The organism is Acidobacteriota bacterium (assembly GCA_026393675.1).
Lineage (GTDB): Bacteria > Acidobacteriota > Vicinamibacteria > Vicinamibacterales > JAKQTR01 > JBAXOX01.
This window is the reverse complement of the sequence record JAPKZQ010000045.1, coordinates 184,800-211,422: the sequence shown is the minus strand read 5'-3', so window position 1 is coordinate 211,422 and position 26,623 is coordinate 184,800. Positions and strand designations below refer to the sequence as shown.

The 26,623-nt window shown below is 66.3% G+C and carries 26 protein-coding genes; 22 read left to right on the top strand and 4 right to left on the bottom strand.

Features of this window, described 5'->3' with window-relative positions:
* Positions 1-2 precede the first annotated feature (2 nt).
* The 15 genes from ftsY (at position 3) to NT151_12320 (ending at position 12,457) form a co-directional block, all read left to right on the top strand.
* Positions 3-926 carry a signal recognition particle-docking protein FtsY gene (gene ftsY, locus NT151_12390; protein ID MCX6539714.1) on the top strand — a complete coding sequence of 308 codons (924 nt, stop codon included), beginning with the start codon at positions 3-5 and terminating at the stop codon, positions 924-926.
* Positions 927-931: 5 nt separating this feature from the next.
* Positions 932-2,020, top strand: a complete 1,089-nt coding sequence (gene ribD / locus NT151_12385) for a bifunctional diaminohydroxyphosphoribosylaminopyrimidine deaminase/5-amino-6-(5-phosphoribosylamino)uracil reductase RibD (GenBank protein MCX6539713.1) — start codon at positions 932-934, stop codon at positions 2,018-2,020.
* Entirely contained in the window at positions 2,001-2,630 is a 630-nt protein-coding gene (locus tag NT151_12380) for a riboflavin synthase (protein ID MCX6539712.1), read from the top strand. Before ribD ends, NT151_12380 begins: the two co-directional genes overlap by 20 nt.
* Positions 2,631-2,740: 110 nt before the next feature.
* Positions 2,741-3,892, top strand: a complete 1,152-nt coding sequence (locus tag NT151_12375; protein MCX6539711.1) for a bifunctional 3,4-dihydroxy-2-butanone-4-phosphate synthase/GTP cyclohydrolase II — start codon at positions 2,741-2,743, stop codon at positions 3,890-3,892.
* A gap of 151 nt (positions 3,893-4,043) precedes the next feature.
* Positions 4,044-5,414: a signal recognition particle protein gene (gene ffh, locus NT151_12370; GenBank protein ID MCX6539710.1), complete on the top strand. Its 1,371-nt coding sequence runs from the start codon at positions 4,044-4,046 to the stop codon at positions 5,412-5,414.
* Between the two features lie 40 nt (positions 5,415-5,454).
* A complete protein-coding gene (gene rpsP / locus NT151_12365) occupies positions 5,455-5,733 on the top strand; it encodes a 30S ribosomal protein S16 (protein MCX6539709.1) in 279 nt (92 codons plus the stop codon).
* Entirely contained in the window at positions 5,730-5,984 is a 255-nt protein-coding gene (locus NT151_12360) for a KH domain-containing protein (protein ID MCX6539708.1), read from the top strand. Before rpsP ends, NT151_12360 begins: the two co-directional genes overlap by 4 nt.
* Positions 5,985-5,990: 6 nt before the next feature.
* A complete protein-coding gene (gene rimM / locus NT151_12355; protein MCX6539707.1) occupies positions 5,991-6,563 on the top strand; it encodes a ribosome maturation factor RimM in 573 nt (190 codons plus the stop codon).
* A complete protein-coding gene (trmD, locus tag NT151_12350) occupies positions 6,560-7,315 on the top strand; it encodes a tRNA (guanosine(37)-N1)-methyltransferase TrmD (protein ID MCX6539706.1) in 756 nt (251 codons plus the stop codon). The genes rimM and trmD overlap by 4 nt, the downstream gene beginning before the upstream one ends.
* A complete protein-coding gene (gene rplS / locus NT151_12345; GenBank protein MCX6539705.1) occupies positions 7,302-7,649 on the top strand; it encodes a 50S ribosomal protein L19 in 348 nt (115 codons plus the stop codon). The genes trmD and rplS overlap by 14 nt, the downstream gene beginning before the upstream one ends.
* 24 nt (positions 7,650-7,673) lie before the next feature.
* Complete coding sequence (locus NT151_12340) at positions 7,674-8,321, top strand: ribonuclease HII (GenBank protein ID MCX6539704.1); 648 nt, start codon at positions 7,674-7,676, stop codon at positions 8,319-8,321.
* On the top strand, positions 8,322-10,418 hold the full coding sequence (locus NT151_12335; GenBank protein ID MCX6539703.1) for a tetratricopeptide repeat protein: 2,097 nt from the start codon (positions 8,322-8,324) through the stop codon (positions 10,416-10,418).
* 15 nt (positions 10,419-10,433) lie between these two features.
* Entirely contained in the window at positions 10,434-10,688 is a 255-nt protein-coding gene (locus tag NT151_12330; GenBank protein ID MCX6539702.1) for a hypothetical protein, read from the top strand.
* Positions 10,689-10,767: 79 nt separating this feature from the next.
* Positions 10,768-11,631 (top strand): helix-turn-helix domain-containing protein, encoded by an 864-nt coding sequence (locus NT151_12325; protein MCX6539701.1) that lies wholly within the window; start codon positions 10,768-10,770, stop codon positions 11,629-11,631.
* Between the two features lie 7 nt (positions 11,632-11,638).
* The gene (locus tag NT151_12320) at positions 11,639-12,457 is read left to right on the top strand and encodes a hypothetical protein (protein ID MCX6539700.1); all 819 of its coding nucleotides are present in this window, start codon (positions 11,639-11,641) and stop codon (positions 12,455-12,457) included.
* An 8-nt stretch (positions 12,458-12,465) separates the two neighbouring features.
* On the opposite strand, the gene NT151_12315 is transcribed toward NT151_12320, so the two are convergent.
* The gene (locus tag NT151_12315; protein ID MCX6539699.1) at positions 12,466-13,479 is read right to left on the bottom strand and encodes a GHMP kinase; all 1,014 of its coding nucleotides are present in this window, start codon (positions 13,477-13,479) and stop codon (positions 12,466-12,468) included.
* On the opposite strand from NT151_12315, the gene nagZ reads away from it, so the two are divergent.
* The 3 genes from nagZ to mpl are packed head-to-tail and all read left to right on the top strand — an operon-like array spanning position 13,478 to position 16,928.
* Complete coding sequence (gene nagZ / locus NT151_12310) at positions 13,478-14,572, top strand: beta-N-acetylhexosaminidase (protein MCX6539698.1); 1,095 nt, start codon at positions 13,478-13,480, stop codon at positions 14,570-14,572. The two genes, NT151_12315 and nagZ, sit on opposite strands and share 2 nt — an antisense overlap.
* Positions 14,569-15,513 carry an LD-carboxypeptidase gene (locus tag NT151_12305; GenBank protein MCX6539697.1) on the top strand — a complete coding sequence of 315 codons (945 nt, stop codon included), beginning with the start codon at positions 14,569-14,571 and terminating at the stop codon, positions 15,511-15,513. Before nagZ ends, NT151_12305 begins: the two co-directional genes overlap by 4 nt.
* 17 nt (positions 15,514-15,530) lie before the next feature.
* Positions 15,531-16,928 (top strand): UDP-N-acetylmuramate:L-alanyl-gamma-D-glutamyl-meso-diaminopimelate ligase, encoded by a 1,398-nt coding sequence (gene mpl / locus NT151_12300; GenBank protein ID MCX6539696.1) that lies wholly within the window; start codon positions 15,531-15,533, stop codon positions 16,926-16,928.
* A gap of 34 nt (positions 16,929-16,962) precedes the next feature.
* On the opposite strand, the gene lolA is transcribed toward mpl, so the two are convergent.
* Both lolA and NT151_12290 read right to left on the bottom strand, forming a co-directional pair.
* Complete coding sequence (gene lolA / locus NT151_12295) at positions 16,963-17,607, bottom strand: outer membrane lipoprotein chaperone LolA (GenBank protein MCX6539695.1); 645 nt, start codon at positions 17,605-17,607, stop codon at positions 16,963-16,965.
* 29 nt (positions 17,608-17,636) lie between these two features.
* Positions 17,637-18,032, bottom strand: a complete 396-nt coding sequence (locus tag NT151_12290; protein MCX6539694.1) for a rhodanese-like domain-containing protein — start codon at positions 18,030-18,032, stop codon at positions 17,637-17,639.
* Between the two features lie 129 nt (positions 18,033-18,161).
* Here NT151_12290 and NT151_12285 point away from each other — a divergent pair, with 129 nt between their 5' ends.
* The 4 genes from NT151_12285 (at position 18,162) to NT151_12270 (ending at position 25,222) form a co-directional block, all read left to right on the top strand.
* The gene (locus NT151_12285; GenBank protein ID MCX6539693.1) at positions 18,162-20,543 is read left to right on the top strand and encodes a DUF2723 domain-containing protein; all 2,382 of its coding nucleotides are present in this window, start codon (positions 18,162-18,164) and stop codon (positions 20,541-20,543) included.
* Positions 20,544-20,649: 106 nt separating this feature from the next.
* Positions 20,650-22,995, top strand: coding sequence for a DUF2723 domain-containing protein (locus NT151_12280; GenBank protein ID MCX6539692.1), 2,346 nt, complete (start codon positions 20,650-20,652; stop codon positions 22,993-22,995).
* Positions 22,996-23,012: 17 nt separating this feature from the next.
* Positions 23,013-23,945, top strand: a complete 933-nt coding sequence (gene murB, locus NT151_12275; protein ID MCX6539691.1) for a UDP-N-acetylmuramate dehydrogenase — start codon at positions 23,013-23,015, stop codon at positions 23,943-23,945.
* Between the two features lie 17 nt (positions 23,946-23,962).
* A complete protein-coding gene (locus NT151_12270) occupies positions 23,963-25,222 on the top strand; it encodes a UDP-N-acetylglucosamine 1-carboxyvinyltransferase (GenBank protein MCX6539690.1) in 1,260 nt (419 codons plus the stop codon).
* Between the two features lie 169 nt (positions 25,223-25,391).
* Here NT151_12270 and pcaF read toward each other — a convergent pair whose 3' ends face one another.
* A complete protein-coding gene (gene pcaF / locus NT151_12265) occupies positions 25,392-26,597 on the bottom strand; it encodes a 3-oxoadipyl-CoA thiolase (protein ID MCX6539689.1) in 1,206 nt (401 codons plus the stop codon).
* Between the last annotated feature and the right edge of the window lie 26 nt (positions 26,598-26,623).

Below are 26,623 nucleotides of genomic sequence, written 5' to 3'. Positions count from 1 at the left end.
GGATGGGACTCCTCAGCCGCGTCCGTGAAGGTCTGCGTCGCACGGCGCAGCAACTGCTCGGACGCTTCGACGAGATCGCGAAACGCGCCGATGCTCCCGAGCGGCGCCTGGCGCCGGTTGATGCGGAGACGGCCGAGGCGCTCGAAGAAGTCCTGATTGGCGCCGATGTCGGTGTCGCCGCGGCCGAGCGGATCGTCGGCGCCGTCACTCATCGCGCGCGACAGGGTGAATCGCTCCGGGACCTGGTCAAAGACGAATTACTCGCGATTCTCTCTGGCGCGGATGCCGCTCCTCCCCGGTCTGGTACGCCGACCGTCATCCTGATGGTGGGCGTGAACGGCACGGGCAAGACGACCACAGTCGCCAAACTGGCCAGCCTCTACAAGACGCAAGGTGCCGATCCGCTGGTGTGCGCGGCCGATACGTTTCGCGCGGCGGCGGTCGAGCAATTGGAGATCTGGGCGGCGCGCGCCGGCGTCGATGTCGTGCGGGCGAGGGAGGGCGCCGACCCCGCCTCGGTCGTGTTCGACGCGCTGGCGGCTGGCAAGGCCCGGCACCGGAATCCGATCATTGTCGACACGGCCGGGCGGATGCACACGCGGACCAACCTGATGGAGGAACTGGAGAAGATCCGCCGCATCGCCGCTCGCGAGGTCGAGGGAGCCCCTCACGAAGTGCTGCTGGTGCTCGATGCCACGGTTGGCCAGAACGGCCTGGTACAGGCACGCGAGTTCATGGCCGCCGCCGGCGTCAGCGGCATCGTGCTGGCCAAACTGGACGGTACGGCTCGAGGCGGCGTGGCGGTCGGCATCGCGCACGACCTGAAGTTGCCCATCCGGTACATTGGCGTCGGCGAAGGCATCAGCGACCTCGTCCCGTTCTCGGCACGAGAGTACGTCGACGCGCTGTTCAGCGAGAGTTGGTAGCTGTCATGCTGAGCGACGCGGAGTACATGAACCGCGCGCTCGCGCTGGCCGCACGTGCGCGCGGCTGTACAACGCCGAATCCTCTGGTCGGCGCCATCGTCGTCACCGGCGAGGGGGTCGTGGTCGGGGCTGGATACCACACCCAGGCGGGCGAGCCGCATGCCGAAGTACACGCGCTTCGCGCGGCGGGGCCATCCGCACGAGGAGCGACGCTCTACTGCACGCTGGAGCCGTGCTGCCACACAGGCCAGACGCCGCCGTGTGTCGACGCGATTATCAAGGCGGGGATCGCGCGCGTCGTGATGGCGGTTGAAGATCCCAATCCGCGGGTGGCTGGCGGCGGCGCGCGTAGACTGCGAGAGCAGGGCGTGCAGGTGCACGCCGGTGTCGGCCGCGTTGAGGCTGTGCGGTTGAACCAGGCGTTTTTCAGCGCCATGCGGCGACAACGCCCCTTTGTGATCGCGAAGGTCGCCACGAGCCTGGATGGCCGCGTTGCCTCTGGCCCGGGCGTGCGTACGCACATGACCGGTGCGGCTGCTGACCGGCGCAGCCAGTTGCTGCGCGCGGAGGTGGACGCGGTCGGGGTCGGCTCCGGAACCGTGCTGATCGACGATCCGCTGTTGACGGTCCGCGATGTCTATCGTCGCCGTCCCCTGGCGCGGGTCGTCTTCGATCGACGGCTGCGAACGCCCACGTCCGCGCGGCTGTTCAGGACGCTGTCGTCAGGACCCGTGTTGATTGTCACCACGGCGGTCGTGGCCGACGCGCACGCGTCGCGTGCGCGAGACCTGGAGTGCGCCGGCGCCACGCTCGTTCGATTGCAGACGGGCGGGATCGAGGCCGCCGTTGCGGCGCTCCTGCCATTCAGCATCCAATCGTTGCTGATCGAGGGAGGGCCGGCGCTGCACGAATCGGCGTTTGCGGCTGGACTGGTCGACGCCGTGCGCGTGTTGGTAACCCCTCGCGTGCTGGGCCCGTCCGGATTACCATGGGTGGCGTCGTCGCGGCTCTCGCTCCCGTCGTTGTTCAATCTGCGCGTGGAGCCGTGCGGACCTGATGTCATGATAGAGGGCGATGTTCACAGGCTTGATTGAGCATATCGGTGTTGTGGCGGGGCTCGAGCCGATTGAGAGCGGCTATCGACTGGTCGTCGATACCGATCTGGCGGCCGAACTGAAGGCAGGCGACAGCGTCGCCGTCAATGGCGTGTGCTTGACGGTCACCAGACAGTCGGGGCGCCACGTCGAGACGGAGATCGGCCCGGAGACCGCGCGGGTCACGACGCTTGGCGCGTGTGGTCCGGGCACGCTCGTCAATCTCGAGCGGCCCATGCGCCCGGACGGCCACATGGGCGGGCATTTCGTGCTGGGCCACGTGGATGCGACTGGCGTGCTGACGGAGGTGACGCCCGATGGCGAGTTCTTCTGGATCCGGGTCGCCTTCGATCCGTCATTCAGCCCGTACTTCATTCCCAAAGGGTCTGTCGCGGTCGACGGCATCAGCCTGACGGTCGCGAGCCTGCACGAGCGCGACTTCACCGTGCAGATTATTCCGTTTACCTGGGAACACACGAACCTTCGGGGACTCCACGTGGGCGACCGCGTGAATCTCGAGGTCGACGTGATCGGCAAGTACGTCGTTCGTGTGGCCCAACTCTCTGGCGCCTGGCCAGGCGCCACGGCGCTGCCGCCGATGGCATCATGAGCACACGACCGAGCCGACGCCCGGGACCCACGCGCACGCGGCCGCGCCCGGCGTTGCAGGGTCCTTTCGCGCGGATCGAGGACGCGATTGCTGCCATTCGCGCGGGCAAGATGATCATCGTCATCGACGACAAGGACCGCGAGAATGAAGGCGATCTGACGATCGCGGCGTCGGCGGTAACGCCGGACGTGATCAACTTCATGGCGACGTACGGCCGCGGCCTGATCTGCATGCCGATGACGGAGCAGCGGCTCGATGAGCTCGAGGTCCCGCTGATGGTCACCCAGAACACGGCGTTGTTCAATACGGCCTTCTGCGTCTCCATCGAGGCGCGTCACCGGACGAGCACGGGCATTTCCGCCGCTGACCGGGCGAACACCGTGCTGGCGTCGATCGATCCGTCGACTTTGCCTGCGGACCTGTCGCGGCCCGGTCACATGTTCCCGTTGCGGGCGCGGGACGGCGGCGTCCTGGTGCGCGCCGGGCAGACCGAGGCGGTGGTGGATCTGGCCCGCATCGCAGGGCTGTACCCGGCGGGTGTCATCTGCGAGATTATGAACGCCGACGGATCGATGTCGCGGGTGCCGCAGTTGACCAGGTTCGCGCGGCGGCATGGTCTGTTGATGATCACGATCGCCGATCTGATCAATTACCGCATGCGGACAGAGCGCATGGTCAGGAAGGTGGCCGATGCTGACCTGCCCACCCGGTACGGGCAGTTCCGCGTGTTTGCCTACGAGAGCGTGCTCGACAAGGAGACGCACGTCGCCTTGGTGCAGGGCAATCTGGGCGACGGCCGGGACGTGCTGGTGCGGGTGCATTCCCGCTGCCTCACCGGCGATGTCTTCCATTCCGCCCGCTGCGACTGCGGCGAGCAGCTCGAAAAGGCCCTGCGGCGCATCTCCACTGAGAAGCGCGGCGTGCTCCTGTATCTGAACCAGGAAGGGCGTGGGATCGGCTTGGCCAACAAGATCAAGGCGTACGCGCTGCAGGACCAGGGTCTCGATACCGTCGAGGCGAACGAACGGCTCGGGTTCAAGCCCGACCAGCGCGACTACGGCATTGGCGCGCAGATCCTGCGGGACCTCGGCGTCACGTCCATGCGCCTGCTGACCAACAATCCCCGGAAATTCGTCGGCCTTGAGGGGTACGGCCTCTCGGTGTCAGAGACGGTGCCGCTCGAGATTCCCGCCTCCGACTCAACCCGCCGCTATCTCAAGACGAAAAAAGAGAAACTCGGGCACCATCTGACGTCGGTCTGATCCGGGTCGGGCCTCCTTTCGGCGCGTTGACAGTCGCTGCCAACTGACGCTACGATAAGGGTTTGCGCCGCAGGATGTTACGCGTTCCTGTGGGTGCCATGCTGGCAATCAGCTTGTCATACGACGCGCGTCACGCGATTCGACTGTACGCATGCTCGACGCTCTGAGTCATCGGCTCCAGGATGTGTTCCGCACGCTGCGCGGCGAGACGCGGCTGTCGGAATCCGTCGTCGAGACGGCGCTGCGCGAGATCCGCATGGCGCTGCTCGAGGCCGACGTCAACTTCAAGGTCGTCAAGGCCTTCGTCGACCGCGTCCGCGAACGGGCAGTGGGGCAGGACGTGCTTCGCAGTCTCACGCCGGCGCAGCAGGTCGTCAAGATCGTGCGCGACGAACTGGTGGCGCTCTTTGGCGATATGCCCGGCGGTTTGCGTCCGGACAAGGGCACGACGCCGAGAGTCATTCTGTTACTGGGGTTGCAGGGATCGGGCAAGACCACCACGGCGGCCAAGCTGGGCCGCTGGCTGACCAGGCAAGGCCGTCACCCGTTGCTCGTGTCGACCGACGTCCGGCGTCCGGCCGCCATCCAACAGTTGAACGTGCTTGGACGTCAGGCCGAATTGAGGGTGTACGACCCGGCCGGAGAAATGGACCCGCTGCAGCGTGCATCCGGTTCGCTCACCGAGGCCCGGAATCTCGGGTTCGATGTCGTGATCGTCGACACGGCAGGTCGGCTCCATATCGACGACGAGTTGATGCAGGAACTGACGTCGATTCGCGATGCGGTGGGACCGACTGACGCCCTGTATGTCGCCGACGCGATGACAGGACAGGACGCGATCAAGAGTGCCGGCGAGTTCAACCGGCAGGTCGGCGTGAGCGGGGTCGTGCTCACCAAGCTTGATGGCGATGCACGCGGAGGCGCGGCGCTGTCGGTGGTCGCGGTGGTCGGTGTGCCGATTGCCTTTGTCGGCCTCGGCGAGCGGCTCGACGATCTCGAACCGTTCCAGGCCGAGCGGTTTGTCTCGCGGCTGCTCGGAATGGGCGACGTGCTGTCGCTCATCGAGCGGGCTGAATCGGTGATCGGTCGTGAGGACGCGGCGCGCATCGAACAGACGATGCGCGGCGAGGAGTTCACGCTCGAGGACTTCCAGGCCCAGCTGCGGACGCTCAAGAAAATGGGCCCGCTCGAGCAGGTGCTTGGAATGCTCCCCGGCATGGGCAACCTGAAGCAACTCGGGGCGGCGCAGCCGGACGAGAAGGAAATGAACCGCGTCGAGGCGATCATCGGATCGATGACGAAAGGCGAGCGCAGAAATTATAAGGTGATTGACGGCAACCGTCGCCGGCGCATCAGTCGGGGCAGCGGCACCAGCGTTGAGGACGTCAACCGCCTGCTGCGCCAGTTCACCCAGATGCGGAAGATGCTGAAGGCGGTCGGCGGGATGGGCGGGGGCACCGGCAACCGCAAGCGGATGCGACAGGCAATGGCGATGCTCAAGGGACGGGGCCTGCGGGCCTGAACGGAGAGGGGCCCATCTGGCCCCCTTGTGAAGGAGAGACATGTTAGCGATTCGTATGACCCGGATTGGCTCGAATAAACGACCGACGTTCCGTATGGTCGTGACCGAGGCGCGCTCGCCCCGTGATGGCCGCGTCACGGAAACCCTGGGGTTCTACAACCCCAAGACCAAGCCCGCGACGCTCAAGGTGGATCGCGAGCGGCTCGCGCATTGGCTGAAAGTCGGCGCGCAGCCGAGCAGCACGGTGAAAAGCCTGATGAAGAAGTACCAGGAGCCGCCGGCCGAGGCAAAAGCAACGGTCGCGCCGACCGCGCAGTGAGCCGCGCGCGCGACGTCGCCGACATCGTCATCAAGGCGCTCGTCGATGAGCCCGACCAGGTGCGCGTCACCGAGACCGATCAGCGCGGCACCGCGGTCATCGAGGTGTTCGTCGCTGATGGCGACATGGGGCGCGTCATCGGCCGGCAGGGCCGGACCGCGACGGCCATTCGCACGCTGGTGATGGCCACCGCCGATCGCGACGCCCAGCGCGTCTCGGTGGAGTTTCGCGACGGACACGGTCGCCGGTAGGCCAGAATGGCCAGCGCCGAATGGGACAACCTGGTCGTTGTGGCCCGTGTGGGACGCCCCCACGGTCTGCGTGGCGAGGTGGTCCTGCATGCTGAAACCGATTTCCCGGACGAGCGGTTTCGGCCAGGCGGGCACGTGCTGGTGCAGGACGCGGGCGTTGTGCGCACCTTGACGGTTCGCTCGGCGAGGTTTTACAAGGGGCGTCCGATTGTCGGGTTCGACGGGATCAATTCGATCGAGGCGGCCGAACCATTCGCCGGACGCGAATTGCGTATCGGGCCCAGTGACCTCGTGGCACTTCCGCCAGGGTGTTTCTACCACCACGACCTCGTGGGGTGCCGCGTCGAGACGGTCGAGGGAGACGAGGTCGGCACGGTGACCCGGGTCGATGGTGCGGGCGGCGCGAGCCGGTTGACCGTCGAAGGACCGGCGGGTGAGCAACTGGTACCGCTGGTGGATGAGATTTGCCGGCAGATCGATCCTGGTGCGAGACGGATTGTGATTGCCGCGCCTGACGGGCTGCTGGGCCTTAACCAGGTTCGCGGCCACCGGCGGGTGTGGCGTGGCGGGCGACGGTGAGATTCGACCTCGTCACGATTTTCCCGCGCTTGTGCGACGGGCCGCTCGGCGAGGGGATCATCCGCCGCGCGATTGAACGCGGCATCGTGGATGTGCGGGTGCACGACCTGCGCGACCACACGACCGATCGACACCGGAGCGTGGATGATGTGCCGTATGGCGGCGGTCCGGGCATGGTATTCAAGCCCGAGCCGCTGTTTGCCGCCGTCGACGCCATCCGGGCGCAGGGCGGCGAGCCTGACGCGGTCATCTTGACCTCGCCTCAGGGAAAGACCTTCACCCAGGCCGAGGCCGCGAGGCTGGCCGGGATGCGCCACGTGGTGCTGCTGTGCGGACGGTACGAAGGCGTTGACGATCGCGTCCGCACGGGCCTGGCGACCGAGGAGTTGTCGATTGGCGACTACGTGCTCTCGGGTGGCGAGTTGCCTGCGCTGGTGATCGTCGATGCGGTGGTGCGACTGCTGCCGGGTGCGGTGGGCGACGAGGAGTCGGTCGAAGCGGATTCGTTTACGCGGGGGTTGTTGGATTTCCCCGTGTTTACGCGGCCGGCGGGGTTTCGAGGGATGGCGGTGCCTGACGTGCTGATGTCAGGACATCATGCCGAGATCAAGCGTTGGCGCAAGCGTGAGGCGCTGCGGCGGACGCTGGCGTCACGGCCGGAGTTGCTGGCGGACGCCAAGTTGGACAGCGAAGAGCGCGAGATGCTGCGCGCGTTGATGGAAGAGAGAGGAGCCGAGTATGGGCGCGATTGAAACGGTGGAACAGGGGCAACTGGTGGAGCGGCCGAAACTGCGGACCGGCGATACGGTGCGCGTGCACGTCAAGGTGCGTGAGGGCGACAAGGAACGTATCCAGATCTTCGAAGGTCTCGTGATCGGGCAGCACCGCGGCGGCACGCGTGCGACCTTCACCGTGCGCAAGGTCTCGTTTAGCCAGGGGGTTGAGCGAATCTTCCCGGTCCACTCGCCGATCATCGACCGCGTGGAGGTCATCCGCTCGGCGAAGGTACGGCGGGCGAAGCTGTACTTCCTGCGCGAGTTGAAGGGCAAGGCCGCCCGCATGAAAGAGACGAAGCGGTCAGTCTGAGATCCTCTTCAACAGGACCAGGTGATGCGGCGGACTCGGGCCAGACGGACTCTCGAGAACGCGCTGCGGCGAGTTGGCTTCGTGCACGTGGCCGGAGTCGATGAAGTCGGGCGCGGGTGTCTGGCTGGTCCGGTCGTCGCGGCCGCGGTCCTGCTCGACCCCGCCCGACATATTCCCGATCTGGCCGATTCGAAGCTGGTACCCCCTGCCGAGCGCGAGCGGCTGGCCGTCCGCATCAAACGGGACGCCATCGGCTGGGCGCTTGGCGAAGTGGCGCCGGCCGACATCGATCGCCTGAACATCCATCGCGCCTCGCTCGAAGCGATGAGGCGTGCCGTTGCCGGGCTCGTGCCGCAACCCGACGTCGTGCTGGTCGACGGATTCCGCGTGCCAGGTCTGGAAATGGCGCAACGCGGGATCATTCACGGCGACCGGCTGGTGGCGTCCATCGCGGCGGCCTCGATCGTCGCCAAGGTCTATCGCGATGGCCTCATGAGCGACCTGCACGCCGCGGATCCGCGGTACGGATACGATCGGCACAAGGGATACGCGACACCGGCCCACCTGGCGGCTGTCGCACGCTACGGGTATTCATCCATCCATCGGCGCTCGTTCCGGCCGCGCAGCCTCTTTGATACGATTGATCCGGCCACCGTGGATAAACCCAACTAGATGGACCGCGACGATACGCTTCGAAGGGCTGAGAAACTGCTGCGTCAGGGGCGACTCGAGGCGGCTATCACGGAGTACGCCTCGGTCGTTGAGGCGTATCCAAAGGACTGGGCCACAGCCAACCTGCTGGGCGATCTGTTCATCAGGGCTGGCCGAACCGACCGTGCGGTCGCGCAATACGCCCGTATCGCCGAGCAACTGGCGGCCGATGGATTCCTGTCGAAATCAGCCGCGCTCTACAAGAAGGTCGTCAAGATCTCGCCCGATGACGAGCAGGCGCTCTTGCGCATGGCCGAACTGGCCTCGCAGCAGGGTCTGCTGGCCGATGCACGCCACGTGCTCGACACGCTGTTCCAGCGGCGCGTGAAGGCGGGCGATCGTGACGGCGCCGCCAGGATCGCCACACGACTGGCGGTCCTTGATCCCAATAATCCGGTTAGCCGGCTGGATGCGGCACGGATGCTCGCCGAGATTGGCGACGCGCCCGGGGCGGCCGACCACCTGCGTCTGGCCGGCGATACGCTCGCCGAGCAGGGACGTGAGGCTGATGCGCTTCGAGCCTGGCGCGAGTCCATGCGCTTGAATCCGGCCAATACACTCGCGCAGGAGCGGGTGACCAGCGGCCTGGTCCGCCAGGGCGACCTGGACGGAGCGCTGGCGTCGGCGCAGTCGGTGGCCGAACGACGGGTCGTCGCGCAGGCGATGCTCAAGGCGGGACGAGACGAGGCGGGCCTGAAGGTGCTCGGCCAGGTGCTCGATGCCGAGCCAGACCACGTGGACACCAGGCTCCAGCTGGCCAGGATGCTGATGTCCCGCCAGCAGTACCCAAGGGTGCGCGATCTGCTGAAGCCCGGTCTCCAGTCTGGCGATACCCGCGTTGATCTGGCATTGGCTGAAGTGGACCTGCGCTCGGGGATGACGCCTGCTGCCGTCACCATTCTCAGGCATCTGCTGGAGAAAGACCCGGGAAGCGTTGACCACGTGGCGGCACTTGGCGCGTCGTTGACCGGTGAGCAGCCCGATGCCGCCTTTGTCGCGATCGAATGCGCGCTGAATCACCTGATGGGACGCGGCGAGGTCGACTGGGCGCTGACAATCGTCGAGCGGTTCGTGGCCGCCGCACCACGTCATGTGCCTGCGTTGGAGCGATTCGCGCAGTTGTGCCGGGACGGTCGTTATGAGGATACCCTCTACCAGATCGAATCGGAGCTGACGGAAGCGTATCTGGCTCATCGTCGATTCGCGGACGCGCTCCCGCTCGCCGAGCGGCTGGCCGCGCTCCGTCCGGATGTCGACCGCCACGCCGAGCAGGCACGCGAGGCTCGGGCCGGGGTGGGCGAGTCGACCCCGCGGACTCCTGGTGAATCCGACGGGGATCCATCGACGACCGAGTCGATTGACCTTGCCGGCTTTGCCGCCTCGCTCGGCCTGCCCGTCCACCGCGATGCGGAGACCGAGGCGGGCGATGAGGTGGCCATGCCACCCGTCGTGGCAGACGCTGAACGCGAAGCAGCGGCTGCTGACGAGGTTGTCGAGATCGAGTTGGCCGATGCGCTGAACGCGCTGGCTGGCCCGGACGCGAGTGGGACGGTCGCTGAGGGACTGGAGCGTCAAGCTGGGCCGTCTCGCGAGGAGCCCGACTCGGCCGGCGACCTCGACGATCTGTTTCGCCGGATGCGCGAGGAGTCGGGCCGTGGCCAGGCGGAAGCCGACGCGATGCGCGCGTACGACGAAGCCGGCGTACACTATAACGAGGGACGGTTCGACCAGGCCGTCGTGTGCCTACGTCGCGCCGGCCGGGATCCGAGCCTGCGGTTCAGGGCGACCGTGATGCTGGCCCGGATCGCGACCGACCGCGGCCAGCTCGATGAGGCGATCATCTGGTTCGAGCGCGCCTCGGAGTCGCCAGCGCCGTCGGTCCAGGCGGAGCGGTCGCTCCTTTACGAACTGGGCGTCGCGCTGGAACGGGCGGGAGAGCCCGCGCGGGCGCAGGCGGTGTTTCTCGAGTTGAGCGCGATGGAACCTGGATATCGGGACGTGGAGGCACGGCTCGACGCGCTGGCCGAACGGCGGGCCGACTGGTTGCCAGGCTCGTAAATCGAAAGGATCGGCATGAGCGTCGTCGCTCGCGTGATCTTCATCGCGTATTTCCTGGAAGTCGGGGTCCTGCTGACCCTGGCGCCGTGGTCCGCGCTCTGGGATCGCAACTACTTCATCCAGGCCTGGCCCGTCATCGCCGTGGTGGCCGGCAACGACTACGTTCGAGGAGCCATCTCCGGGCTCGGCCTCATCAACCTGGCGGCTGGCTGCGCCGAGGTGATCGGGTTGTTCCGGCGCGGAGTCAGGCCCGGTCACCCCGTCGTTTGACACTCGTGGTACCCTCTCCTAACATTGAGAGCCGTCCGGGCATCGCACAGCCATCGCTCGGGCTTTTGGGATCACAACCATGCCAGAGGAATCTCCGGTCGACTTCGGCACGATGTTCCGGCAGGCGCGGGAGCGACGAGGCGTGTCGCTTCAGCAGGTCGCCGCCGTGACGAAGATCTCGGCTCGCGTCCTCGGTGCGCTCGAGCGCAACGATGTGTCAAAGCTGCCGGGAGGGATCTTCTCGCGGGCATTCGTACGGTCGTACGCGCGCGAAATCGGGCTCGATCCTGAGATGGCCATCCAACGATTCACCACGGAATTCCCGGACGAATCAGGCAAAGAGCAGCTGCCCTCCGCGAAAGAAGCCGAGGACATCGAGGCGTTTGAGAGCGGCCGCCGCGTGGCGACCACCGTGCTCCAGTTGCTCCTGCTCAGCATCGTCGTGATCGCCGCGGTGGTGTTCGCGTTGAATTCGCGCGGCTGCCGCAAGCCTGCCGCGACGACGCCGGCGGCCTCGGCACCCGCCGCATCCGCGCCGGCGTCCGTCACGCCATTGCCTGCGACACAGCCGCCACCACGTGCCGAGGAGCCTGTCGCAGCGCCCAAGGAGACGACGGCCGTTGTGCCGGCTCCGACGCCGCCAGCACCGGCTAGCGGTCCCGGCTCCACGTCGCAGGCGACCGCGCCCATTCGGCTCACTATCGCCGCGCAGGCCGAGTGCTGGTTGATGGTGAAGGTCGACAAAGCCGTCGTCTTCGAACGGGTCCTGCGCGCCGGCGAGCGTCTCTTCTACCAGGCCTACGCCAGCGTGACGCTCAGCGCCGGAAATGCGGGGGGCCTGTCGCTGACCATCAACGGCAAGCCGGCCCGTCCGCTCGGGACACCCGGCCAGGTCGTCACCGCCACGATCACGCCCGACACGCTCGCCAGCTTCCTCCAATAGCGGCCGTATGGACGCCCTCTACCAGACGCCGCTGCTCGATTGCGTGCGGCGCGGCGAGGTGGCCACTGACATCCGCCTGTTGGCCGCGCAGGGTATCCTGGCGCCGCGCGCGCTGGAGCAGCTGGCGTTGCTGGCCTGGCTCGTGCACGATACCGACCCGGCCATTCGTGTGGCCGCCGAGACGACGCTCGGCCGCATCCCGCCATCCGTGCTCGCCAGGTTTCTCGCCAACCAGGATGTGCCGGACGATTTGCGGGAGTTCTTTGCCCGGCGGGGCATCGTTCCGGAAGGATCTGGGACCGACGCGAGCGAACCCGAGCTGTTTGCTGCTGAGGATCAGGGCGACGACGACGAGAAACCTGCTCCGGATGAGCCTGCGAAGGGAGCGCCTGACGGGGACGAGCGACGGCTCTCCACAGTGCAGCGACTGTCCGGGATGACGATTACCCAGAGGGTGAAAGCTGCGATGCGCGGCAATCGCGAGGATCGCGCGCTCCTCATCCGCGATCCCAACAAACTGGTGTCGATCGCCGTGCTCGCCAGCCCGCGCCTCACCGAACAAGAGGTGGAGAACTACGCCAGGATGGCCAGCATTTCTGAGGATGTCCTGCGCGTGATCGGCACGACGCGCGCGTGGGCCAAGAACTACGCGGTCGTTCGGGCCCTGACGTTCAATCCGAAGACGCCGATTGCCATTTCGATGGGAATGGTCAACCGGCTGATTGAGAAGGACGTGAAGGCGCTGGCCTCCGACCGCAATATCGCGGAACCCGTCAAGTTGCTGGCCCGAAAGATGATGCATGCGGGCGAGTCCCGCAAACGCTGAGTCCGCGTCTACTGAATCAGCAGCCCCTCAGTTTCGATGCGGTAATCCAGGATCCGCGCGCCGCCGGCCGCCAATGCGGCCCGTACGCGGTCGGTGGCGTCTGGCTCCGAGAAGCAGAACAGGCATCCGCCTCCGCCGGCTCCGCAGACCTTGGCTGCGACCGCGCCGGCGCGGCCCGCCGCGGCCATCAGGTCGTCAATCTGACGCGTGGTCACCCCGGGCGCGAGGCGCTTGCGGTTTTCCCATTCCTGCGCGATCTGGCGGCCGACCTCGGGCCAGTTCTCTCGCTCGAGCGCCACCCGCATCTGCACGGCGGTGTCGCGGATGCGATCGAAACAGTCGATGACCTGGCGGTCGCCGTCCAGATGCCGCTTCGTCATTTCCCAGTTGTTGGTGCCTGAGTTGCGCGGCACGCCGGTGTACGCGAGCACGATGCGGCGTTCGAGTTCGACCGGATCCACGCTCAGCCCGACCCGGCGCACGCCTTCGACGCCGAGTTCGACCGCCGCGATGCCGCCATACATCGCCGGCCGGTAGTCCTGGGCACCAGTCGGGCACTGGATGGCCTGGGCCTCGATGTTCTGCGCGATGTCGAGCAGCACCTCGGGATCGTACGTCACGCCCGTCCACCGGGCCATCAGGCCGCAGACGGCCACATTCAGCGCCGAGGAGCCGGCGATGCCGGCGCCGGCCGGCGACTTGGCGGTCGTGGTCAGCGTCAGGTTCTCAGCCTGGAAGAAGTGGAGCAGTCGGCCCAGCAGGTCGAGTTCACCGGGCTTGCCGAGTTCCGACCAGTGCGACACCTCCGTCACGCGGCCGGTGTCAGTCGAATGGATCGCGACGCGGCCGTCGGTTCTCGCCTCAACGATCGCGTGCGCCCGGAGACTGATCGCGGCATTCAGTGTCACGGCGCCGGGATGGAACAGATACAGCGGCCAGATGTCGATTGTGCCGCCGGCCAGGTCGATTCTTGTGGGAGCAGAAGAAGTGATACGCACGCGGCCATTATAATGGGATTCCATGTCGCCTTCAGGGCTCCGCCGCCAGATCGGCCAACTCGCATTTCTCGGTTTCAAGGGCACGATCATCCCTGCCGAGTTGCGGGCCCTTGCTCGCGAGTTCGACATCGGCGGCGTCGTCTTGTTCGCGAGAAACGTCGAGGGGCCAGAGCAGGTAGCCGAGCTCGCGTTTGACGCGGCGCGCCTGGTGCCGGACCTGCCTCTTTGGGTGGCGGTCGACCAGGAGGGCGGTCGCGTCGCCCGGATGCGGCGGCCGTTCACCGAATGGCCGCCGATGGCCACACTTGGACGGTCGGGCAGGGCCGACCTCGCCGGACGATTCGGCCACGCGCTCGCGCGTGAGATGCGCGCCGTCGGCATCTCGCTCGATTTCGCCCCGGTCGTCGACGTGCTCACCCAGGAGAAGAACTCCGCCATCGGGGATCGGGCGTTGTCGAGCAATCCCGAGACGGTCGCAACGCTTGGCGCGGCCATCATTGACGCGCTGCAATCGGAAGGCGTGGCTGCCTGCGCCAAACACTTTCCCGGTCACGGTGACACGTCGGTCGATTCTCACCACGAGTTGCCGCTCGTCGAACATTCACCGGATCGGTTTGATCAGGTCGACTTCGTGCCGTTCCGCGCGGCCATCAGTGCCGGTGTCGCCGCCATCATGGTGGCGCACCTGCTCGTTCCCGCGTTTGACGAGGACGTCCCCGCGAGCCTGTCGAGGCGCGTGGTGACCACGGAGCTTCGAACCCGACTTGACTTCGAGAACCTGATTCTCACCGACGACCTCGGGATGAACGCCTGCTCAGCGCGATTTCCGCCCCCTGTTGCTGCGGTCAAGGCTGTGGCCGCCGGCCACGACGGGGTCCTGCTGTGCGATCCCGATCCGGATCAGCAGGCCGCCGCGCTCGAGGCCCTGGTCCACGCACTTGAAGACGGGACGCTCCCATATGCGCAGGTGGAATCCTCTGTGGCGAGGCATGCGCGGCTGAAGGCGACGTTCGTGCGACGCGGAGACGAGGCGCGGAGGCCAAGTGCGACCTGGCGCGAGATCGTCGGATGCGAGGCTCACCAGGGCGTCGCGGCAGAGATGAGAGCATTCGCATGACGATGGTGAAGCCGCCGGCCCTCAAGCAAGGTGACCGGGTTGCCGTCCTGGCTCCTGCCAGTCCATTTTCGCGCGAGGAGTTCGAGGCAGGACTCGCCGAATTGACGACAATCGGCTTCGAGGCCGTGTATGACGATCGGGTATTCGAACGCGACGGGTATGTGGCCGGCAGCGCCGAGACGCGCGCTCGTGCCTTCATCGATGCCTGGACCGACCCGAGCGTGCGAGCCGTGCTGACCGCGCGCGGGGGATATGGCAGCGCCCAGATTCTGCCGTTCCTGTCGCGCAACACGTTGCAAGCCACGCCCAAGTTGCTCGTTGGCTACAGCGACATCACGGCCCTGCTCAGTTTCGTCACGACGCGCTGCGGAATCGTGACGGTACATGGACCGACCCTCACAGGGCGATTCGCGCGAGGGGGGGAAGGTTACGATCGGTCGTCGTTTCTGCGTGCGGTGTGCGAGGCTGAGCCGCTTGGCGAACTCAGATCGCCTGCGCTTGAAACGATGCGAACGGGAGAAGCCGAAGGGATGCTGGTCGGAGGCAATCTTACGCAGTTGGCGGCCACGCTCGGCACGCCCTTCGCCTTCGATCCGCCCGACGGATGCGTGCTGTTTCTCGAAGACGTCAACGAACGTCCCTACCGCGTCGATCGTCTGTTGACCCAACTGCGCCAGGCAGGCGTGCTGTCCCGGGCGACCGCCCTGGTCTTTGGCGAGATGCCTGGCTGCGACGAGCCCGATGGCTCGTTGTCGGCGAACGACGCGATTGCCAGGTGTGTGCGCGACTTTCCCGGTCCGGTGGTCGTCGGGCTGGCGTCCGGCCACACGCCGCATCCGGCCATTACGCTCCCGCTGGGTGTGCGGGCCCGGGTGCTGGGCGGGGCGCGGCCGGCGCTGGTGATTACTGAGGCTGCGGTGTCGCCGCGATCGGCCTCCTGAGATTCTGCGAGGATTTTGTGACACGAGTGCATCTGATTGGGATCTGCGGCACCGCGATGGCCACGCTCGCCGCGATGCTGGCGCGCAAGGGATTGGCTGTGCGGGGATCCGACCAGGACGTCTACCCGCCGATGAGCACGTTTTTGGAGCAGGAGGGGATTCCGATCCTGACGGGATACACGCCCGATCACATTACGGGCGATCTCGACATGGTCGTGGTGGGGAACGCCATCTCGCGGGGCAATCCTGAGCTGGAAGAGGTGCTCGATCGCAAGATCAGATATTGCTCGCTGCCGGAGGCCGTGCGCGAGCACTTTCTGTGGGGGGCTCGGTCAATCGTCGTGGCCGGCACTCATGGCAAGACGACGACTTCCGCACTGGCGGGCTGGCTGCTCATCCACGCCGGCCGCGATCCGAGCGTGCTGGTGGGCGGCGTGGTCGGCAACCTGGCGCCGGGCGGGTCGAGTTATCGACTCGGCAGCGGGCGAGAATTCGTCATCGAGGGCGACGAGTACGACAGCGCGTTTTTCGACAAGACGGCGAAGTTCCTCAAGTACCTGCCCGACATCGCCATCGTTGGCAACATCGAGTTTGATCACGCCGATATTTACAGCGATCTCGATGCGGTCAAGCTGGCCTTCCGGCGCCTCGTCAACCTGGTGCCCCGGCGGGGACTGCTGGTGCTCGGCGCCGATAGCGCGGACGCGATGGCGCTGAAGAGTCTGGCCCGGTCGCGTGTCGAGACGTTCGGGCTCAGCGAGTCGGCAGACTGGTATGCGTACGACGTGACGCCCATCGAAGGCGGGACCAGTTTCCGCGTGCAGCATCACGGCGTGGGCGTGGGTACGTTCCAGGTGCCGTTGGTGGGCGCCTACAACGTGAGAAACGCCCTCGCCGCCATGGCGGTGGCCGCCGATGTGGGCGTGAGCCCGGAGACCATGCGCGAGGGGCTTGCGAGATTCGCGGGCGTGCGTCGACGCCTCGAAGTAGTGGGAGCCGAGCGAGGGGTGACGGTGTTCGACGATTTCGCGCATCACCCGACGGCGGTGCGCGAAACCCTGGACGCCGTGCGCGCGGCCTATCCTTCGAGCCGGATTTGGGCGGTGTTCGAGCCGCGATCGGCCTCCTCGTGTCGAAGAGTCTTTCAACACGAATTTGCCCAGTCGTTCGGATCGGCCGACGAGACGGTGATTGCCGGCGTGTATCGGTCGAGTCTGCCACCTGAAGAACGATTGTCGACCGACGCGCTCATCGCCGATCTCCAGTCGTCCGGACAACACGCGCGCTACATTCCGACCGTCGACGGAATTGTCACGACCATTTCGAACGAGTCCCGCCCCGGCGATCTCGTGGTCGTCATGTCGAACGGGGGCTTCGGCGGCATCCACGCCAAGCTGCTCAGCGCGCTGAAATGAGGAGAAGGCGCCTGATCGCGATTTATCGCGCTCGCTACGGTGTCCGGTAGACAACGTCCACACCGCGCGGGACGGCGAACTGGAACTGCGAGTCGGGAATTCCGGCATTCTGACGGATGTTCGAGAAGACAAACGTCGACTGACCGCCCTGCGCGTCGACCGTCACCAGCGTGCGGATCTGGAGCGTGGTTCGGTCGACCACGAGGACCATCCAGTCGTACTCCGCCTCGCGGCGCCGGGGTGTGAACTTCAGCGTGTACGTGTTGGGCGTGGGATCGGCGACATCGGGAATCGAGACCACGAAGTCGCGTGTCAGGTTGCCTTTGCCGGTGAGGAACAACGCCGGTGTCGTCGCTTCGTCCTCTGAAGGGACCTCGCTGATGATGACCTGCCGGTCCTCGGGAATGTACGAGTAGATCCGGCGCCCGTCCGCCACGAACACCTTTCGTTCGGGGCTCTCGTAGGTCCACCGCATGCGGCCCGGTTTCTTGATGAGTACTGTGCCGCGTTCGAGGGCTTCCTTCTTCAGCACACCCCCGCGGTACTTGTGGACGAAGCTGGCCGAAAAGTCCGTCACCGCGGCGTATTTTGTCTGCAGGGCCGCGGCGAGATCGGTGGCCGATGGCGCAACCTGCAGTGCGGCCACCGAGGCGGCCGCGAGCAGGAAGGGGAGGAGCATGACGCGCACGGGAATCCCGTCCGCCGGTGCTATGACTTCGCCGCAGCGGCGGGCGGAGGCGCCGGTGCCGGCGCGGGCGCCGGGCGGATGGCCTCTTTCGGCTCGGTTGGGAGGTTGGCCGCGGCCCATTCGGCAAGGCCGCCCTTCAGCACGCTGACCCGATGCCCCGCTTTGAGCAGGCCGGCCGCGACGTTGACGGCGGTGATCTCGTCAGGGTCGGAATCGTACACGACGAGATCACGATTCTTCGGCAGCGCGGGCGGCTGGTCGCCCGACGGGGCAAACCGCACCGCGCCCGGCAGTTTCACCGTGCTGTGCTCGAACGGGTACTTCAGGCGGGCGTCGACCAGCACGGGCCGGGCCGACTCGTCGGCCGCCTCGATCTTCTGTTTGAGTTCTTCCTTCGCAATCCTCTGTACAGCCATGCACGTATTGTGGTCGGGCATCTGGAAACGTGTCAACCCGGAGGCGTGTCTATCCGCCAACCACGCCAACGCTTCGTGGACACGCGCCGTCGATGCGTTGACGCCCCGCGCGAAATCGTGGCTAAATGCGTGTCTACCGTGTTGTTGTCCTCATGGCTCAACGTGCGGCGGGAGCCCGGTGCAGGGCGCGCCGCCAACATCCTGCTTGCGTTACTGGCCGGGTTGCTCGTCTTCGCCATCTACGTGCTGACGCTCTATCCGGGGCTCGGCGACGGCGACGGCGATTCGGCGAAGTTCGCGTTTCTAGGGCGTGTGCTCGGCACGGCGCACCCGCCCGGTTATCCCGCCTACGTGCTCATCTCCCACCTGTTCTCGTACCTGCCACTCGGAACCCTGGCGTACCGCATCAATCTGATGTCTGCCTGCTTTGCGGCGCTGGGCGTGGTGGCGGCCTACGCGTCGGCCCGTGCGCTCGGATGCGGCAGGACGGCGGCGGTTGCCGCCGCCCTGGGCCTGGGCTTCGGGCAGACCTTCTGGGCAAAAGCGGAGTTGGCCGAAGTCTACTCGCTCGGCGGGTGCCTGGTGGCTGCTGCGGTCGCATCGTTACTCTGGTGGCGCCGAACGGGACGTGCCAGCCTGCTGCTTGGATCGGTCGCCTTGACATCGCTGGCCTTTGGCAATCACCTGACCGTTGTCGCGGCCATTCCGGCCTTCGTACTCTACGCGCTGGTGTCCGACTGGCGCGCGTGCCTGCGAGGTCGCGTGTTGATGGCCGTTGCCGTCATCGTGGCGCTCGGTTTCGCACAGTACGGATTCATCATCCTGCGGACGCTCATGCACGCGCCCTACCTCGAAGCCAGGGCCACGAACCTCCGGGAGTTGTGGGACGTCGTGACCGCCCGACACTATGCGGGCGCCATGTTCCAGATGGGGTGGTGGCAGATCCTGACCGTCCGCGTGCCCGAGGTGGCCGGACTGATCTGGCGCGAACTGGGCGTGATGTCGGCCGCGTGGCTTGTCGTTGGGGTCGTCGCGCTCGCTCGTCGGCAGAGGCGGGAGCTGTTGCTGCTTGGGGTCGGTGCACTCGGCGTGACGTGTCTCACCCTTAATATCGATGCCGACATCGAAGGATTCCTGCTCCCGGTATTCGTCATGCTCTGGCCGGCGGTGGGTGTCGGGCTCGATCGGGCACGTCGTGTCGCCGGCTCGCGTTGGCCGCGGTTTGGGCCCGTGGTGATCGTCGGATGCGCGCTCGCGATTCCGGCATCGCAACTGTGGACAAACTTTGCGCGCAACGATCATCGCCGGGCGACAGGAAAGAGCGCGTACTATGCGGCGCTGTTCGAGATGCTGCCCGCACGCGCGGTCGTCGTGGCCGAGGATTATCCGACCGATATGGCGGTGCTCTACAAGTTGCTGGGAGAGCGCGCACAGCAGGATCGCGATATCCAGCACAGCCGTGCAGACCCACAGTCGCTGTTGAGTTTCAGTGACCGGGGCTATTCGGTGTTCGCCTTCTCCGGTGGCCGGGCTCTGCTTCAACGGTTCGGATTCGCGTTTGAAAAGGTACCGCTGCTGGGGCCTTCGCTCGAGGATTATCTTCGCGGGCTGAAGCCCGGCTGGATCGTGGCCATCGGCGGCACGCCTGGCACATTGCGATCGCTGCCCATTGAGTCGGCACGCCTGTTTGGTCATATCGGCGCGACACTCACGTCCGCCGGGCCCACCAGCGGAGCCTTTGGAGTCGTGGGGGTCCGCGGCGCGACCGCGGGCGCGCTGGTTGTGCGCGGAACTGACGTGGTCGATATGGCAGCGCCATCCGGCCTGAGGATAGGGGAGACCGGTGTCACCAGCGGAGCGTCGTTCAGGCTCGTGGCCGCGGGATCCGGAGCCTCGTTCACGCTCGGCGACCGCGAAGTGGTGCGCGTTGACGCTGGCCTGGTCGTCGCGGTGTTCAGGTCAGATGGTCTCCTGGTCGATGCGGCCTCGATCGATCCATCAAGAAACCTTCGCGTACCGCTCAACACCAGGCAGCGGCCCGTGTATCGTGCGACATTCGCGGCCCGGTGTGAGGCGATTGGCAATACCGGGTGGACCGATGTGTCGGCGTCGGCGACGACCGGCCGGGTGACCATGCGCGTCGACAATGTGCGGCCCTTCGACTCGCGGCTCTCGGTGTATGTTGGGACGGATGAACCACTGCCGCCGCGGATAGTCTCGACCGGAGGGTCGGGGCACCCTCGGATGACCAGCGAGACGTTCAGGATGAACGTACCTGGCGATGTCCGCGCGCTAGGGTCGCGAGTGGCCGATGACGGCATCCGGGCCAAGAACTGGGTGGGGCTCGTTGAAGTGGTGTCGAGGATTGAGGTGCAGGTGAATGACGGCGGCGACTTCGCGTCGATCACGCTCGATCTGGGCGGACGGCCACGGAGCGTGATTGCACAAGCGCGCGTCGACCGCGACGACCCCTGGCGGGCGACCTTCTGCAGCGCTCCGCCCGCACGGTGAGACCGACAATCGCGCAGTACGGCGATGGTCCAGCGTGGATTGACGCGACGATTCAATTGTGAGTTGATGGCAGCGGCTGGCAATTATGTCTTTTCGCAGGACGGTCATGGCTTTGCCGACTGGGATCCGGTGGACCGAGTGGCTCACGGGCGCCGCCGTCGTGCTGCTCACGCTGGCGACCTACCTCGTCACGATGTACCCGGGGCTGGGTGGTGGGGGCGATGCCGCGAAGTTCCGGTACCTCGGGCATGTCCTGGGCACCGCCCATCCACCGGGTTATCCGCTCTACGTCGTGGTGTCATGGCTGTTCTCGGTCCTGCCATTTGGCACCTTGGCGTATCGCATCAACCTGATGTCCGCCGTGTGTGGCGCACTGGCTGCCGGCGCCACGTACATCAGCGTCAGAAGCCTCGGTGGCGCCAGAGCGGCCGCCGTGGCCGCCGCGCTCGGACTCGGCTTCGGCCGCCTGTTCTGGTCGAAGGCTGCTCTGGCCGAGGTCTACGCGCTGGCCGGATTCCTGACAGCCGCCACCATCGCCGCGCTGCTCAAGTGGAGGCAGACCCAACGATCTGGCTGGCTGCTGTGGGCGGTGGCATTCGCCTCGCTGGCGTTCGGCAATCACCTCACTGTGGCCTTCGCCGTGCCGGCGTTTGTCGCCTTCGCGCTGCTGAACGACGCCAGAACGTGCTTGCGACCACGCATGCTGCGGCCGTGCGCCGCGATGATCTTCCTCGGTGTGGCTCAGTACGGCTTCATTGTTCTCAGAACCTACCAGCACGCACCCTATCTGGAATCCAAGGCAACCAACCTGCGCGAACTCTGGGAAATCGTGACGGCCAGACGGTATGCTGGCGACATCTTTGCCTTCACTTGGCGGGAGTTGTTCGCCGAACGCGTGCCCGCCTTCCTGTCGATGTTCAGGCAGGAACTCACGGTTGTGGGTGCCGTGCTTCTGGCGGTTGGGGTGGTATGGCTGTTTCGGACACGCTGGCGCGAACTGAGTCTGTTTGTACTGGGACTGCTTGGCATCTCCCTGATCACGCTCAACGTGTCGGCTGATAGTGAAGGCTTCATCCTGCCAGCCTTCGCGTTCGCCTGGCCGATTGTAGGCGTCGGGCTGCACGCCCTGTTTCAGTTGGCCGACCGGACCAAACTGCGGCGGGTAGCGACGGGACTGCTCCTGGCGCTGGCGGTGGCGATTCCGTCCTGGCAGGTGGCCGCCAACTTCACCGTCAACAATCACTCGCGTCGAGTCTTCGAGGACATCTACTTCGGATCGCTGTTCGAGATCCTCCCGCCCAAAGCCGTCATCCCGGCCGAGGAATACGCCATCGACCAGGTCGTGTTCTATGAACTGCTCGGCGCGGAGGCCGCCCGGGGACGCGACATTCGCCATGTCGGTCTCGACGTGGAGCAGGTCAGGAGCTACATCGACCGGGGGTACAGCCTGTTCGCGTTTTCGACAGCGAAGACCCAACTCGAAGGGCACGGCCTGGTGTTCGAGCCCGTGCACCTTCTCGGCCAGCCGTTGTCCGGGTATCTCGAGACCGTGCGGCCGGGCTGGGTGGTGGCAGTGGCTGGGACGCCCGGGACGGTGGCGTCGCTGCCTCCGTCGGTACTGCGGTCCATGAAACGCATCGGCGCGACCGGCGCGGCTGGAGTCGCAGCCGGAACGGCAATCGGCGTGATTGGCGTCAGCGGTGGGCCGGCTGGTTCGGCCGTCATGCTTGCGCCCGGCGCCACAGGGATTATGGTTCAGGCCAACACCAGGATCGGACAGACCGACACCGTCGCCGCCGTCGATCTCCGAGTGTCGGCGGGAGACGACGGGGCCGTCGTGTCGTTGGGTGGCCGCGACGTCGTGCGTGCCGCGTCGGGTATCGTGATTGCTGTGCTGACGGCAGGCGGGAGGCTGGTGGATGCCTCGTCTATCGACATGGCGAACGGGCTTCGTGTGCCGATCGACATGCGTCAGCTTCCGCTCTATCGGATGACGTTTGCGGGCCGTTGCGAGGATGTGGGCAATACGGGCTGGAAGGATGTCTCGCTCCCGCTCGGTTCCGGGGCCACGATCGCTCGGATCGACAACTATCGGGCCTTCGACGCCAGCATGGTCATCTACGCGGCCAGCGAGGATGCGTTTTCGCCGGCCGTCACGTCGACAGCCGGAACAGGTCAGCCGCGCGTCGTGACTGACGTCTACGATACTGCCGACCGCGCCCAGGCAGCCGCGCTCACCCGCCGGTTCGCGGAGGACGGAATTGGCGCCGATATGTGGCGCCGGCCCGAGCGACGGGTCGTGCGTATCAGCATCGCCGTCAATGATGGCGGCGACTACTCGACGACTACGCTGAACCTCGGGCGCAAGCTGCTGTTTGGTCTCGCGCGGGCGACGGTCGACCTGAACAACCCGAGGCGTGCGACGCTCTGCAGTGTCCCGCCGCCAGGCTAACGGCATCCTTCATGGCAATGAGCCTCGACCGATTGCGCGCAGCGTTCGGTGCCGACAGGATAGGCGCCAGCGTCCCGCTCGCGCCGCTGACCAGCTTCGGCATCGGCGGGCCGGCCGACGCGCTGTTCGACGCGCAGACGACGGACGAACTCGTGCTGGCCGTGACGATCGCGCGTGAAGATGGCATTCCCGTGACGCTGCTCGGGGGAGGCACGAATGTCCTCGTGGCTGACCGCGGTGTCGGCGGGTTGGTCATCCGGCCAAAGGCGACGCGGGTCGCGAGCGTCGGCGACGGGCTCGTGTGCGCCGATGCCGGGGTGACCATCAATGGACTGGTCCGGTGGACGATCACCCGCGGCCTTGGCGGCCTCGAGGCGTGGGCCGGCACGCCCGGCACGATCGGCGGCGCCATCCATGGAAATGCCCACTATGGCGGCCACCTGATCAGCGAGTGGGTCTCGGCTGTCTCGCTGTTGCGACGCGATGGCTCCGTGGCTGATGTGCCAGCCACTGAGATGGCGTTCGGGTACGATACGAGTCGCCTCCAGAAGACGGGCGAGATCCTGCTCCGGGCTGTCGTTCGCGTTGTGCCGGGTTGCGACTCCGCCGGACTTCGCGCCGTCGCCCGTCAATCGCTGGTGCACCGTAAGCAGACCCAGCCGCTCCACATGCGGAGCGCCGGATGCGCGTTTCAGAATCCGGATCCCGCGCGCGACCGTCTTCCCGCCGGTCTGCCGTGGTCGGCGGGGGCCTTGATCGATCAGGCTGGATTGAAAGGTCGGACGGTCGGCGGCGCCTGTGTGTCGCCCGTGCACGCGAATTTTATCGTCAATCAGGGTGGGGCGACCGCCGCCGATGTTCGACGATTGGTCGAGACGTGCCGGCGCGAGGTCTTCGCCCGGTTCGGTGTCCAACTGCGCGACGAGATCGTCTATCTGGGCGAGTTCTGATCAGGAAGGTGTAAGCCGTGTCCACGCTGCTTGTTGAAGGGGGCCATCGTCTCGAAGGCCGGGTGGCCGTTGAAGGCAACAAAAACGCCGCGCTGCCGCTGCTGGCGGCGTGCCTGCTCACCGATCAGGAGTGCGTGCTCACCAACATGCCGCGCATTCGTGACGTCGAGGTGATGGCGGCCCTGCTGGTTGATCTGGGCGCTGAGGTCGATGGCATTGGGACGTCCACCTTGCGGGTGCGTTGCCCGCAGGTCGTCACAGATGAGCCCGACGCGATGCTGGTCGGACGCTTGCGGGGGTCGGTGCTGCTGCTCGGGCCGCTGCTGGCCAGGTGCGGTTCGGCCAGGCTGGCCGATCCGGGCGGCGATTTTCCGACTCGGCGCACCCTCTCCACGCATTTGCAGGCCCTGACCGCAATGGGCGCGCGCCTGGTGGACGCCCCCGGGCACGTGCTCGAAACGCCGGACGGCTTGAGGCCTGTCTCGCTGTATCTCGAGGAAGCGTCAGTGACCGGCACCGAAACGGCGCTGCTGGCAGCGGCTGCAGCTCCTGGTCGCACCCAATTGCGGCACGCTGCCTGCGAACCGCACGTGGCTGAGCTGTGCCGCTTCCTCCAGCAGCTCGGCGTCGGCGTCGAGGGAGCGGGCACGTCGACCATCAGCGTTGAGGGCGGCATGCGGCTGGGCGGCGCCACCCATCAACTCAGCGGCGACTATCTCGAAGCGGGGAGCTGGGCAGTTGTGACCGCCGTGACCGGCGGGGCCGCCGAGATTACCGGGGCCCGTCCCGAAGATCTGGAGCCCGTCACCTCTGTGCTCGAACGGATGCAGGTGCGATGCCGGCTCGACAGCGACGGGCTGCACGTCCTGCCGTCGACGCCGGTTGGCCTCGGCCGGCTGGCGACGGGGCTCTGGCCGGGATTCCCAAGCGACTTCGTCAGTCTGCTCGCCGTGCTGGCCACGCAAGCCAGAGGCCGCACGCTCATCCACGATTGGATGTACGAGCTACGCCTCTTCGCGCTGGAGCAATTGAGCGGGATGGGAGCCGACTTCTTCCTCTGCGACCCCCATCGCATCATCATCACCGGACCGACCCGGTTGCGCGGCCGGCAATTGGACGGACGCGATCTGCGCTCGGGCATGGCCTTGATTGCGGCAGCGTTGGCCGCCGATGGCCACAGCCGCGTGCGGCCGCTCGAAACCGTCGAGCGTGGCTACTCGTCGGTGGTCGACCACCTGCTGGCGCTCGGCGCCAAGGTCGAGCGGGTGCCTGAATAGAGGGGGTCCGGCAACGCGCCTCAAGCAGTCAGTAGTCGGTAGTCAGCAGACGGTAGAAGGACGTAAGACGAACCGCCGCGTCACTGTTCACCGGCGTCGCTCCCACGTCGCGTCCTGTCGGCGCCGGTGAGCAGGGGCCCGAAGCCCGAATCCCGAACCCCGTCCCTATTCACACCCGTTCGAGGATCATCGCGATGCCCTGGCCGACGCCGATGCACATGCTGCAGAGCGCGTAACGACCGCGCGTGCGGTGCAACTGGTACAGAGCCGTTGTGACCAGGCGCGCACCGCTCATGCCGAGCGGATGGCCAAGGGCAATCGCGCCGCCGTTCGGATTGACACGCGCGTCATCGTCGGCCAGTCCGAGTTCGCGCGTCACGGCCAGCGCCTGGGCCGCGAACGCCTCGTTGAACTCGATCACGTCCATCTGATCAAGCGTCAGTCCCGTTCGCGCGAGAAGCGCCCTGGTGGCAGGGACGGGCCCGATTCCCATGATGCGAGGCGGCACGCCGACCGTGGCCGTCCCGACCACGCGGGCTCGCGGTGTGAGGCCGTCTGCACGTGCGGCCGCCTCGGATGCCACCAGGACCGCGCACGCGCCGTCATTGATGCCGGACGAATTGCCAGCCGTCACCGTTCCATTCTTGCGGAAGAGCGCCGGCAGCTTGCTCAGCTTGTCGATCGTGGTGCCTGGTCGGGGATGTTCATCCCGATCCACCGTCAACGGATCCTGTTTCGAGCGCGGGATGACCACCGGTGTGATTTCGTCGGCGAATAGTCCCTTTTCCTGGGCCGCTGCCGTCTTGGCCTGGCTCCACGCCGCGAACCGGTCCTGATCCTCGCGGGAGATGCGGAACTCCTCCGCCACGTTCTCGGCCGTCTCGGGCATTGAATCGGTGCCGTACTGCTTGTGCATCAACTCGTTGACGAATCGCCAGCCGATGGTGGTATCGAAGATCTCGGCTTTCCGGCTGAAGGGGGTTGTGGCCTTGGGCATGGCGAATGGGGCGCGCGACATCGACTCGACGCCGCCCGCGACGAGCAGGTCCTGTTCGCCGGCGACGATGGCCCGGGCAGCGACGGCGATGGCATCCATGCCTGAGCCGCACAGCCTGTTTACCGTCGCGCCCGCCACGCTTACCGGAAGGCCGGCCAGCAGCAACGCCATCCGCGCGACATTGCGGTTATCCTCACCCGCCTGGTTGGCGCATCCCAAGATCACATCGTCGATCCGCGCGATGTCCAGACCGGGATGCCTCTGAATCAACGCGCGGATCGGGATGGCCGCGAGGTCATCGGTGCGAACCTGCGCGAGAGAGCCCCCGTACGAGCCGATGGGCGTGCGGACAGCATCACAGATGAAGGCATGCGGCATAGGTCTCTCCCGATTGTTCCACAGCG